Origin of the sequence: Bifidobacterium mizhiense, from assembly GCF_020884755.1 — a bacterium.
Lineage (GTDB): Bacteria > Actinomycetota > Actinomycetes > Actinomycetales > Bifidobacteriaceae > Bombiscardovia > Bombiscardovia mizhiensis.
Genome location: NZ_BPWE01000001.1, coordinates 48,546 through 60,889 on the forward strand (window position 1 = coordinate 48,546; position 12,344 = coordinate 60,889).

General features: G+C 61.2%; 9 protein-coding genes and 1 tRNA gene. 6 read left to right on the forward strand and 4 right to left on the reverse strand.

From position 1 onward, the window contains the following. Positions 1-20: 20 nt before the first annotated feature. The gene (locus LPC22_RS00220; protein WP_229131590.1) at positions 21-446 is read left to right on the forward strand and encodes a helix-turn-helix domain-containing protein; all 426 of its coding nucleotides are present in this window, start codon (positions 21-23) and stop codon (positions 444-446) included. Beyond that, complete coding sequence (locus LPC22_RS00225; protein ID WP_229131591.1) at positions 443-799, forward strand: PH domain-containing protein; 357 nt, start codon at positions 443-445, stop codon at positions 797-799. Before LPC22_RS00220 ends, LPC22_RS00225 begins: the two co-directional genes overlap by 4 nt. A 121-nt stretch (positions 800-920) precedes the next feature. Here the strand turns inward: LPC22_RS00225 and guaA are convergent, their stop codons facing one another. After that, positions 921-2,483, reverse strand: a complete 1,563-nt coding sequence (gene guaA, locus LPC22_RS00230) for a glutamine-hydrolyzing GMP synthase (protein ID WP_229131592.1) — start codon at positions 2,481-2,483, stop codon at positions 921-923. A gap of 335 nt (positions 2,484-2,818) precedes the next feature. On the opposite strand from guaA, the gene LPC22_RS00235 reads away from it, so the two are divergent. The 3 genes from LPC22_RS00235 (at position 2,819) to LPC22_RS00245 (ending at position 8,525) form a co-directional block, all read left to right on the forward strand. Continuing rightward, on the forward strand, positions 2,819-5,293 hold the full coding sequence (locus LPC22_RS00235) for a phosphoketolase (protein WP_229131593.1): 2,475 nt from the start codon (positions 2,819-2,821) through the stop codon (positions 5,291-5,293). A 126-nt stretch (positions 5,294-5,419) separates the two neighbouring features. Next, positions 5,420-7,108 carry a phosphate acetyltransferase gene (gene pta, locus LPC22_RS00240; protein WP_229131594.1) on the forward strand — a complete coding sequence of 563 codons (1,689 nt, stop codon included), beginning with the start codon at positions 5,420-5,422 and terminating at the stop codon, positions 7,106-7,108. Positions 7,109-7,298: 190 nt separating this feature from the next. Beyond that, positions 7,299-8,525 carry an acetate/propionate family kinase gene (locus tag LPC22_RS00245; protein ID WP_024627366.1) on the forward strand — a complete coding sequence of 409 codons (1,227 nt, stop codon included), beginning with the start codon at positions 7,299-7,301 and terminating at the stop codon, positions 8,523-8,525. A gap of 156 nt (positions 8,526-8,681) precedes the next feature. On the opposite strand, the gene hisN is transcribed toward LPC22_RS00245, so the two are convergent. Continuing rightward, complete coding sequence (hisN, locus tag LPC22_RS00250) at positions 8,682-9,482, reverse strand: histidinol-phosphatase (RefSeq protein WP_229131595.1); 801 nt, start codon at positions 9,480-9,482, stop codon at positions 8,682-8,684. A gap of 32 nt (positions 9,483-9,514) precedes the next feature. Beyond that, positions 9,515-10,870, reverse strand: coding sequence for a 3-phosphoshikimate 1-carboxyvinyltransferase (gene aroA, locus LPC22_RS00255; RefSeq protein WP_373312871.1), 1,356 nt, complete (start codon positions 10,868-10,870; stop codon positions 9,515-9,517). A 118-nt stretch (positions 10,871-10,988) separates the two neighbouring features. Here aroA and LPC22_RS00260 point away from each other — a divergent pair. Continuing rightward, positions 10,989-11,062: transfer RNA gene (locus LPC22_RS00260), tRNA-Pro, on the forward strand. Here LPC22_RS00260 and LPC22_RS00265 read toward each other — a convergent pair. Then, on the reverse strand, positions 11,054-12,340 hold the full coding sequence (locus LPC22_RS00265; RefSeq protein ID WP_229131597.1) for an MFS transporter: 1,287 nt from the start codon (positions 12,338-12,340) through the stop codon (positions 11,054-11,056). The two genes, LPC22_RS00260 and LPC22_RS00265, sit on opposite strands and share 9 nt — an antisense overlap. Positions 12,341-12,344: the final 4 nt, after the last annotated feature.

A 12,344-nucleotide genomic window follows, 5' to 3' on the forward strand; every position in this document is an offset into this window, starting at 1 on the left:
CTAATGCTATCTTGACGGGCATGGGTCGCAAGAGAAGTTTCGATGATGATGAGGTACTTGCCCGCGCCCGCGAGGTTTTCCTGGAGCATGGCTATGAGGGAACGTCGATTGATGCTCTCGTCAAGGCCACGGGTCTGCTCCGGGGCAGTCTCTACGGTGCCTTCGGCAGCAAGCGTGGCATGTTCGTGGCTGCGCTCCGTGATGCAACGGATTCTGGGTCGGGCGATTCAGGAGTGCTCAATCTGGTATTGGTGGCACTCATGGAGCTGTCAGATCATGATCTTGAGGTTCGTGGGCTGGTCAGGGATTACCTTGCGAAGCTGTCCAGCTCGGGATCTGACGATACCAACGCTGTGGCCCTTGATATCGCCACGCTCCTTGGCGAGACGCTACTGCAGCGTGCACATATTCGGTTGCAGTCTGATGATGAAAGAAGCGAGTCATGAACAACAAGGTGGCAATTGTCGGGCGGACGCTGGAAGTTGAACCGCAGGGCTTGGATAAGATGTGGTCGTTCAAGGGGAAACTGGCCGTGCCGCTTGAGCATGTTCTGGGTGCGAGCGAGGATCCGGGCATTCTTGATGATGCCAAAGGCCTGCGTGCGCCCGGCCTTCATGTTCCCGGTAAATGGGCCGGCACATACATTGAGCACGGGGAAAAGACATTCTGGAATGTCACCAGACCGGAAAGTCCCATTGTCATCCAACTCAAGGGTGAGCGCTATGACCGACTGGTGCTCGGGGTAGAACATCCCCGTGAGCTGGTTGACCGGATCAACGCGGCCATCATCGAAAAGTAAACGAGGAATTACAGCACCTGAACTCTTCTATTAGCTCTCGGCGCTCAAGTGGTTAGAAACCAGCTGAATGGGCTGATAAGCCATATGATGCATTGCCATACGGCTTATCAGCCCAGATGCCTTACTCCCACTCGATGGTTGCCGGCGGCTTGGAGGTGCAGTCCAGGACCACGCGGTTGATGCCCGGGCACTCGTTGGTAATCCGCGTGGAAATAGTAGACAGCACATCATAGGGCAGACGCGTCCAGTCGGCGGTCATGGCATCCTCAGAGGAAACAGGACGCAACACGATCGGCGAGCCATAGGTGCGCTCGTCGCCCTGCACGCCTACTGAATGCACATTGGCCAGCAGCACCACCGGGCACTGCCAGATCTGCCGATCCAGCCCAGCCTTGGACAGCTCTTCGCGGGCGATGGCATCGGCCTCACGCAGGGTCTCCAAACGTTCCTGGGTGATCTCGCCGATGATGCGGATGCCCAGACCAGGGCCCGGGAAGGGCTGACGCCAGACGATCTGGTCAGGCAGGCCCAGTTCGGTGCCGATGGCTCGGACTTCATCCTTGAAGAGGGTACGCAGAGGTTCGATCAACTTGAACTTGACGTCCTTAGGCAGACCGCCCACATTATGGTGAGACTTGATATTGGCCGCTCCATCTCCACCACCAGACTCGACCACGTCAGGGTAGAGCGTGCCCTGCACCAGGAACTTGACTTCTTTACCGGTCTTGCCGGCCTCCTCAATCACCTGCCGCTGGGCCTTTTCAAAGGTGCGGATGAACTTCTCCCCGATGATCTTGCGCTTCCGCTCAGGCTCGGAAACACCCTTGAGCGCGGTCAGAAAGTCCTGTGAGGCATCTACTGCGATTAGCTTGATGCCAGTGGCGGCAACGAAATCATGCTTGACCTGCTCGGCCTCCCCCTTACGCAGCAGACCGTGATCCACAAAGACGCAAGTCAGCTGGTCGCCGACGGCCCTGTGGACCAGAGCGGCCGCCACAGCTGAATCCACGCCGCCCGACAGGCCGCAGATGACCTGGTCATCACCCACCGTGCGGCGGATCTTCTCCACCTGTTGTTCGATGATGCCCGAAGCGTTCCAGTCCGACGGCAGTCCCGCGCACTGGTGCAGGAAGCGGTCGATCAGGTCCTGCCCCAGAGGGGTGTTGGTCACCTCGGGATGCCACTGGACCCCGTACAGCCCCCGGGAGGGATCCTGCATGGCCGCCACCGGAGCACCCTCGGTATGCGCCAGAACCTCAAAGCCTTCAGGCGCACGATTGACGGCGACGCCATGGCTCATCCACACATCCTGCCGGGCGGGTGAATCCTGCAGTATTCCCTTGGCGCTGTCGATGAAGGCCTCGGTTTTGCCGTACTCCCCCAGGGCCGCCTTGTCCACCTCGCCGCCCAGCTCATGAGCCATGACCTGGAAGCCGTAGCAGATGCCCAGCACGGGCACCCCCGCCTCGAAAATCCTCTTGTCTATGGTGGGTGCCCCGTCCACGTAGACGGATGCAGGTCCGCCGGAAAGGATGACCGCCTTGGGATCCTTGGCCAGCATCTGGTCCAGACTCATCGAATGAGGCACCAGCTCGGAGTAGACCCCCGCCTCCCTGACTCGACGAGCGATCAGCTGGGCGTACTGCGCACCGAAATCGACCACCAGGACGGGACCCTGTGCCATAAGACTCCTTATATATGTATGCTGTATCTGCCATGGATGCCCGGGAGCGACGATTCGAGGCCCTCGAACAAGTCCAGTATGGTTGCAGTTTTCGACAATGCTACCGTCATTGAGCCCAGATCGGCAGCCCCAATGGAAGTTCATGTCTGCAAGCAGACAATTCCCTCGCATTTTCTCACAAGAGCGAACACACACTGCAAGAAAACGTTCAGAAAAGTCTGCTCGTTCACGTACCATGTAGGCATTGGGTACGGACCCGACAGATGCCTGGAATGACACTGTACAAGCCCGTAACCGAGGTAAATAAACAATCGCACTAAAGTGCAGGAGTACACATGACGAATCCTGTTATCGGCACCCCTTGGGCGAAGCTGGAGACCCCAATCGCCGAGGAGACCCTCGAGGCCGTCGACAAGTATTGGCGGGCGGCCAACTATCTTTCCATCGGACAGATTTATCTTCGCAGCAACCCCCTGATGAAGGAGCCCTTCACTCGGGAGGATGTCAAGCATCGTCTGGTCGGCCACTGGGGCACCACCCCCGGCCTGAACTTCCTGCTGGGCCATATCAACCGTCTGATCGCCGACCATCAGCAGAACACCGTGATCATCATGGGCCCCGGCCACGGCGGCCCCGCCGGCACCTCGCAGTCCTACCTGGATGGCACCTACAGCGAGTACTACCCCAAGATCACCAACGATGAGGCTGGCCTGCAGAAGTTCTTCCGCCAGTTCTCCTACCCGGGCGGCATCCCCTCCCACTTCGCGCCTGAGACCCCCGGGTCCATCCACGAGGGCGGCGAGCTGGGCTATGCCCTCTCCCACGCTTATGGCGCCATCATGAACAACCCCAGCCTCTTCGTGCCCTGCATCGTGGGCGACGGCGAAGCCGAGACCGGCCCCCTGGCCACCGGCTGGCAGTCCAACAAGCTGGTCAACCCCCGCACCGACGGCATCGTCCTGCCCATCCTGCACCTGAACGGCTACAAGATCGCCAACCCGACCATTCTCTCGCGCATCTCCGACGAAGAGCTGCATGAGTACTTCCATGGCATGGGTTATGAGCCCTTCGAGTTCGTTGCCGGATTCGACGACGAGGATCATCTGTCCATCCACCGTCGCTTCGCCGACATGCTGGAGACCGTCTTCGACAAGATCTGCGACATCAAGGCCCGGGCCGAAACCGACGACATGACTCGTCCCTTCTACCCCATGATCATCTTCCGCACCCCCAAGGGCTGGACCTGCCCCAAGTTCATCGACGGCAAGAAGACCGAGGGATCCTGGCGCGCCCACCAGGTGCCGCTGACCTCCGCCCGCGACACCGAGGCTCACTTCCAGGTCCTCAAGAACTGGCTGGCCTCCTACAAGCCCCAGGAGCTTTTCGACGAGAAGGGCGCCCTGCGTCCCGAGGTCACCAGCTTCATGCCCAAGGGCGACCTGCGCATCGGCGAGAACCCCAACGCCAACGGCGGGCGTCTGCTCAAGCCGCTGGAGCTGCCTGACATCCACGACTACGAGATCGACGTCAAGAAGCACGGCCATGGCTGGGGCGCCACCGAGGCCACCCGCGTCCTGGGTTACTACACCCGCGACGTGCTGGCCAAGAACCCCACCGATTTCCGTATCTTCGGGCCTGACGAGACGGCCTCCAACCGTCTGGCTGCCGCCTACGAAGTGACCAACAAGCAGTGGGATGCCGACTACCTGTCGGAGCTGACCGACGAGCACATGGCCCATACCGGCCAGGTCATCGAGCAGCTCTCCGAGCACCAGATGGAAGGCTTCCTGGAGGGCTACCTGCTGACCGGACGCCACGGCATCTGGAGCTCCTACGAGTCCTTCGTGCACGTCATCGACTCCATGATCAACCAGCACGCCAAGTGGCTGGAGGCCACCGTCCGCGAGATCCCGTGGCGCAAGCCCATCGCCGGCCTGAACCTCCTGGTCACCTCGCACGTCTGGCGTCAGGACCACAACGGGTTCTCCCACCAGGATCCCGGCTTCGTCGACATCCTGCTGAACAAGAACTTCAACAACGATCACGTGGTCAACATCTACTTCCCCGCCGACGCCAACATGCTGCTGAACGTGGGCGAGCGTTGCTACAAGTCGACCAACTGCATCAACGCCATCTTCGCCGGCAAGCAGCCTGCCGCCACCTACCAGAGCGTGGACGAGGCCGCCGCCGAGCTGGAGAAGGGGGCCGCCCGCTGGGATTGGGCCTCCAACGCCAAGGATGCCGAGGATGCTGATGTCGTCATCGCCACCGCAGGCGACATCCCCACCCAGGAGGCCCTGGCCGCCGACGACATGCTGCAGAAGCTGGGCCTCAAGGTCCAGTTCGTCAACGTGGTCGACCTGCTGAAGATCCAGGACACCGAGGAGAACGATCAGGCCCTGTCCGACGAGGAGTTCACCAAGCTCTTCAGCAAGGACAAGCCGGTCCTGTTCGCCTTCCACGCCTACCCCGGCTCCATCTACCGCCTGATCCACGGACGTCCCAACCACGACAACTTCTCCGTGCACGGCTACGAGGAGCAGGGCTCCACCACCACGCCGTTCGACATGGTGCGCGTCAACAACATGGACCGCTGGTGCCTGGCCGCCTCCGCCCTGAAGCTGGTGGACGCCGGCAAGTACGCCGACCAGATCGACAAGTGGACCAAGTTCCGCGACGAGGCCTTCCAGTTCGCAGTGGACAAGGGCTACGACCACCCCGATTACACCGATTGGGTCTGGCCCGATGCCAACCGCGCCGGCCAGGAGACCATCTCCGCCACCGCCGCGACCGCCGGAGACAACGAGTGATACGCTGATCCGACTCTGGAACCGCCCGTCATGCGCAGCCCGCATGGCGGGCGGTTTCTGTATACTGGACAAGGTTGTGAACAAAGCAGTCATCAAGGCAACCACGTCCGGACAGGAGAAGACACAGTGAGTCTTGCAAGCATCACCATCATCAGCCCAGAAGCCGCCAACGGCCGCAATGTCGTGGCCTACGGCCTGACCAAGGCCCTGAGCGCCAAAACTAAAACGGCCGTATTCAGGCCAATCGCCTGCAGGAAGCACCCATTGACCCCGGAACTGGTTGCAGCCAGCTCATTCCCCGACACGGATCCAGAGATCTGCCGTGGCAAGTGCCCCGGGCACGCCACTGAGGATCCCATGCAGACCCGGGCCGATGTCCTCAATGCCTATGACGGGCTGGTGGAGGCCACCCATCCCGAGCGCGTCCTGATCGTGGGCAGCGATGCCTCAAAGCTCTTCGACCCCGGCCTGTTTGCCCTGAACGCGCAGATCGCCGCCGACCTGAGGTCCCCGGTCATGCTGGCCGTCTGCACCATCGGCAGGGAACCCGGTCAGGTCATAAAGACCGTGGCCGCCTGCCGGCGAACCATCGAGGCGCAGGGAGCCGTGCTCGCCGGTGTCTTCATCACCGGATGCCAGCCTGAACAGAAAGCGCCACTTACCCAGGCCTTCCAGGAATACGATCTGCCGACCTGGACCGTCTCCAAGATGGACTTCGACACGGATCCGTCCGCCGATCAGGCCCGCCAGGCCACCAGCCAGACATTCCAGCAGGAGGTGGATGTCGACCAGGTGCTGAAGGCCGCCGACGCCGCCAGCCCCAAGGCCACCACTCCTGTAGCATTCCAGAACGATCTGCTGGCCAAGGCCAAGGCCAACAAGAAGACCATTGTCCTGCCCGAGGGCGGCGAGGACCGCATTATCAAGGCGGCCGACTACCTGCTGGCGCGGAACATCGTCGACCTGATCATCGTGGGCGACAAGGATTCCATTCTGGCCCGCGGGAAGGAGCTTGGCCTCGACAACCTGGCCAAGGCTTCATTCCAGCCCATGGACGACGAGCAGGTGCTGGCACCCATGGTTGATCGTCTCTGCCAACTGCGTGCCAAGAAGGGCATGACTCCGGAGCAGGCGCGCAAGCAGCTGGCCGACCCCTCCTACTTCGGCACCATGCTGGTAGTGCTGGGCAAGGCCGACGGCCTGGTGTCCGGCTCCATCAACTCCACAGCCAACACGGTCCGTCCAGCCCTGCAGGTGATCAAGACCAAGCCGGGCGCTTCGCTGGTCTCCGGAGCCTTCCTCATGTGCTTCCCCGACCATGTGGCGGTCTTCGCCGACTGCGCCATCAACCTCAACCCGTCGTCCGAGCAACTGGCCGACATCGCCATCCAGTCGGCCCAAACCGCTCGCTCCTTCGGCGTGGATCCGCGCGTGGGCATGCTCTCCTACTCCACCCTGGGCTCAGGCAAGGGCCCGGATGTCGACCTGGTTGAAGAGGCCACCCGCCTGGCCAAGGAGAAGGCGCCGGACCTGCCCATCGTGGGCCCCATCCAGTTCGACGCGGCCTGGTCGCCCACCGTGGCAGCCACCAAGGCCAAGGGTGATCCGGTTGCCGGAAAGGTCAATGTCTTCGTCTTCCCCAGCCTGAGCGCCGGCAACATCGGTTACAAGGCCGTACAGCGCACCTCGGGAGCTTTGGCCATCGGACCGGTCCTGCAGGGGCTGAACAAGCCGGTCAACGACCTCTCGCGCGGCGCTCTGGTGGCCGACATCATCAACACCGTGGCTCTGACCGCCGTCGAGGCCCAGGACTGATCGCCGTCCCTATAAGGTCTATATGAACCTCTGGGGCTGCTGCTGGAACCTATTTTCAAGAAGGGTCCGGTAGCAGCCCCAAAACCATGTCGGCCTGGCTATATACCGCGGCTTGTAAGGGCCGACGAGTAATCTTGAAGACTGATCGAGGAGCGCAGGCTCTATACAAGCACATCAGGAGGATGCCCCAATGGCGAAAACCGTCCTAGTCATCAATTCGGGTTCAAGCTCGATCAAGTACCAGCTGGTCGATCTGGAGACCAGCCAGAGCCTGGCCTCGGGTCTGGTCGAGAAGATCGGCGAGCCCACCGACGGCCACTACAAGCACGAGGTCAATGGCGAGAAGCATGAGCTTGAGGAGCCCATCCACGACCATGAGACCGGACTCAAGCGCGTCCTGGGCTTCTTCAAGGAGTATGGCCCTGATCTGGACAAGGCCGGCATCATCGCCGTTGGTCACCGTGTCGTCCAGGGTGGAGCCATCTTCCCCAAGCCTGCCCTCCTGACCAAGAAGACCCTGAGCCAGGTCAAGGATCTGGCCGTGCTGGCCCCCCTGCACAACGGACCCGAGGCTGAGGGCGCCGAGGTCATGAGCCGGCTGATGCCGCAGACCCCGCAGGTCTTCGTCTTCGATTCCTCCTTCTTCTTCGAACTGCCCAAGAAGGCCTCCACCTACGCCCTCAACAAGGACATCGCCAAGCAGTACCACATCCGTCGCTACGGCGCCCACGGCACCAGCCACCAGTATGTGGGCCAGCTGGTTCCCGGCCTGCTGGGCAAGCCTGCAGAAGGTCTGCGGCAGATCGTCCTGCACATCGGCAACGGGGCTTCCGCGTCAGCACAGGTCTCCGGACATCCCGTCGAGACCTCCATGGGCCTGACCCCCCTGGAGGGCCTGGTCATGGGCGGCCGCACCGGCGACATTGACCCTGCCGTTGTCTTCCACCTGATCCGCAACGCCCACATGAGCGTGGATGAACTGGACACCCTATTCAACAAGCGCTCCGGCATGACCGGCCTGACCGGCCACGGCGATATGCGCGAAGTCCACAAGCTGATCGCCGAGGGCGACGAGGATGCCAAGCTGGCACTGGACATCTACGTCCACCGCATCGTCGGCTACATCGGCAACTACACGGCCCAGATGGGCGGCCTGGACGCCATCACCTTCACGGCTGGCGTGGGCGAAAACGACGAGATCGTGCGTCGCCAGGTCATCGAGCAGCTGAAGCCCTTCGGCGTAAAGCTGGACCAGGAGAAGAACGACCAGCGCTCCAAGGAGGCACGGATCATCTCCACCCCCGACAGCACGGTCGCCGTCTGCGTCATCCCCACCAACGAGGAGCTCTCCATCGCCCGTCAGGCCGAGGTCGTCGCCAGCCAGGGCGATGCCTACGGCAACAAGTTCCAGGCCTGACCGCTGACCGGACCTGCCCCCTCAACCCGACTGATGGTCGAATGAGGGATGATTGAGATAAGGGTTCGGTCCTCAGAACTTGGTCCTGAGAACCAAGAAGGCTGGTGACCACAGCAATGCATGTGGTCACCGGCCTTCTTCTATATGTCATATGTTTCAATCACCCAAGGCCGCCAGGGCTTCCTTGTGCAGAAGACCGTTGCTGGCAAGGCCATTGCCACCCCATGGACCCGGGTTGCCCGCCAGGTCAGTAAAGCTGCCACCGGCTTCGGTCACAATGGGGACCAGGGCACCCATGTCATAGAGGTCAAGTTCCGGTTCGGCCGCCAGGTCGATGGCACCCTGGGCCAGAAGCATGTACTGCCAAAAGTCCCCGAATCCGCGCAGCCGCCAGATCCGATCGGTCAAGTCCAGAAGTCTCTCCCGTCGGCCTATGGCCTTCCACCCAGTCAGCGACGACAAGGACATGGAGGCGTCTTCCATCCGGTCCACTCTTGATACGTGGATGGCCTGGGGAGCTTCACCCTGGCGCGCCATGTAGGCTCCCTGACCCTGCGCAGCGTACCAGCGGGTGCCCAACATGGGGGCCGATACCGCGCCGACCACCATCTGATGGTCTACCTCCAAGCCGATCAGGGTCGCCCAGACGGGTACTCCGCGCACATAGTTCTTTGTCCCGTCAATGGGATCAATGATCCACCGCCTGCCGTTGGACTCCTGCTTTCCCAGCTCCTCGGCATAGATGGTATCGTTCGGCCTTGCCTGGGCCAGAACGCGACGAATCACTGCCTCCGCCTCTTTGTCGGCCTGGGTAACCGGAGTATTGTCCGCCTTGCGTTCCACCTTAAGATCCGGCGACTTGAAGTAGCCCACGGTGACCTGATCCGCCTGGTCAGCCATGGCGATGGCCAGGTCCAGATCCTCCTGCCAGGTCTGTCTATCAACCTCGATGCTCATAACACGGCTCCTTTCGCTCGAATCGCTATGGTTCAGCCTTGGCCCTCGCCTGCCAGCATTCGCTTCCACATACCCGGGAAGTCGGGCATGGTCTTGGCAGTGGTGCCGATATTTCGCACCCGAATACCAGGTACTCTGAGCCCGATCATGGCGGCAAAGGTGGCCATGCGATGATCGGCATAGGTCTCCATGACGGCCCCGTGCATACTGTGCACAGGCACGGGCTCGATGGCCAGGCCATCGTCCAGCTCACGGGCCTGGCCGCCTATTCTGCTGATTTCGGTGGCCAGTGCTTTCAGCCGGTTGGTCTCATGACCACGCAGGTGGCCAATGCCGTGCAGTCGGCTGGGTCCATCGGCAAAGACCAGGATGGCCGCAATAGAGGGAACGATCTCCCCTGCTGGGGACAGGTCGAAGTCGCCGAGTCCATGAATGGCTTCCCCCCCGGTCACCCGGCAGGTGGCGCCACCCTGCCCATCAGGAACCATGTCTACCTTCGCGCCCATGGTTTTCAGATACTCGGGCAGCAAGCCACCTGGCTGTGTGGTCCGTTCTGGCCAGTTGGGCACACTGACTTGCCCGCCTCCTATCAGGGCTGCTCCAAGGAAGGGGGCTGCATTCGACAGGTCGGGCTCCACCTGGACCCGATCGGGCAGCTGCGTCCCAGCAGATCCCCTGCCTTCAACGCTCCACCTGCAGAGATCGGGATTGGCCTGAACCTGGACTCCGGCCTGACGCAGGTCGTCAACGGTCATGGCGATGTGCGGAAGACTGGGCAGATGCTGACCAGAGTGGACGATGGTCATAGTGCCATCAGCCCTGGCAGCCAGCAGCAGGAGGCCGGAAATGAACTGGGAGGATGCCGAGGAGTCTATAGTCACCTCCCTGCCCACCAGGCGATCCGGGGGTGTGAGCACAAAGGGCAGGAAGCCCTCCTGGCCCAGGTACTCGATCTTGGCTCCCAGCTGGGTCAGGCCGTCCAAGAGGGGTCTCATAGGGCGCCGATAGGCCTGCTGGTCTCCATCGAAGTGCGTGGGGCCATCAGCCAGCATGGCCAGGCCCGGCACGAAGCGCATAACGGTTCCAGCCAGTCCGCAGTCTACCCGGGCACCGCCACGGAAACGTCCGCCTGACGGTGGAATGACCATTACATTCGTAGGGTCGTCCGGATCAACCCGACAGTCCACGCCGAGGGCCTTCAGGGCCCCGATCATCAGGTCCGTATCACGCGATCTGAGCAAACCTGTCAGCCTGACCGGACGACTTCCCAGGGCCGCCAGAATCAGATACCTGTTCGAGAGGGACTTGCTCCCCGGTATGGTCACCGTTGCATCCAAGGGACCATCCGCCAACGGCGCCGCCCATGTCTCTTCCACTGTCATGGTCACCATGGTAACCACAGGCGCAGAGCTGTTCGCGCTCCCTGCTCACCCTCGCGGGATCAGCCGGGACCCGACCCTGTGCTATATTGATACATTGTGCCCATACGGTGATACCGATGGGCGCCGGGCTATAGCGCAGCTTGGTAGCGCGCCTGCTTTGGGTGCAGGATGTCGCCGGTTCAAATCCGGCTAGCCCGACTTTCGCTTTCGTCCCATTTCGGGAGTCGGATCCTTGGCATTCATGCCCAGTAATCCAGTAAGGAAAATCGCCAGAGCAAGAAGGCCCGTCAGGCTCGCATAAATAGACATGGTGATGGGGATGCCGACCAGATTACCCAGCGTCAGAAAGACCATCTGCCCCAGAGGCGCCCCGATCATCATGACAGTCTGCACCACTCCCATAGTTGCGGCCAAGTGGTCCTCGGCCACCGTGCTGATGAGCATGGTCATGAACCGAGGGTTGATCTTGCCCAGAAGATAGTTCATGGCCAGAAGAGGAAAGAACAGTAGGGCAGGAATGCGCAGCCAGACCAGATTGACCCCTACTACGGCAGCTGCGGCCATGACGCCGGTCAGCAGGTGGGCCATAGGCAACCGCCTGAGAGGATCCGCGGCAAGGAGTGCGCCGAGAATGAGTCCCAGAGAGGAGATGCCGTTGACGGAGGCTATGGTCGTGCCGTAGCTTCCCCACCAGACTTCGGGCATAGAGATCAGCCCTAGATTGAGCAGGGGTTGCAGGGCCGTCCCCAGAAGGTTGACCATGCATCCGAAACCCACCATCAGAACCAGAAAGGCGGAGTGGCGGAACTCCCCCAAGGTCACATGGAGGCTGGATGCTAGTCCCACATGCTCGCCCACAGGTGAGCCATTGACTGAGACCTCCGTCCTGACGAATTCCCTATAGCCAACAGCAACGAGAATCCCCGCCAGGAGGAAGGTAAGGGCGTTGATCAGCGCAAATATAGCGAATCTGTTGCCCAGGAGGGCAATCAACACTGCGCCTCCACCTGCACTGATGACAGCCGCAACGCTGGAGGTAGCAGAGGTGATCGAAGTAGCCTGGTGAAGCTGGCCCGGCTGAACCAGATGTTTGAGGACAGGCATCCACAGACTGCCTGCATACCCCTCGAGCATGGAAGATGCCATGTCCATGGCCACCAGCAGCAGGAAGACGGGCAGGCTCTTGGACCTGCCTATCAGTATGGCCATAACCAGATAGATACACACCTGAACCGACTTGATTGTGACTTGCATCCGTGTCTTGTGCACGGTCCTGTCGGCCAGGTATCCGGTCAGGATGGCCGTCAGGGCTGGAGCCACCCAGGCCATTGAGGCTATGGAGACGGCCAGTCCGGCAAAGGGCATGGTCTGGGCATAGACGATGAAGACGATGTTGAAGAGCTCGCCTCCGACCGTATTCAACAGACTGGCCAGAACCATAGTCACGAAAGGCTTGTTCTTCAGAAGCTCCTGCATGGTC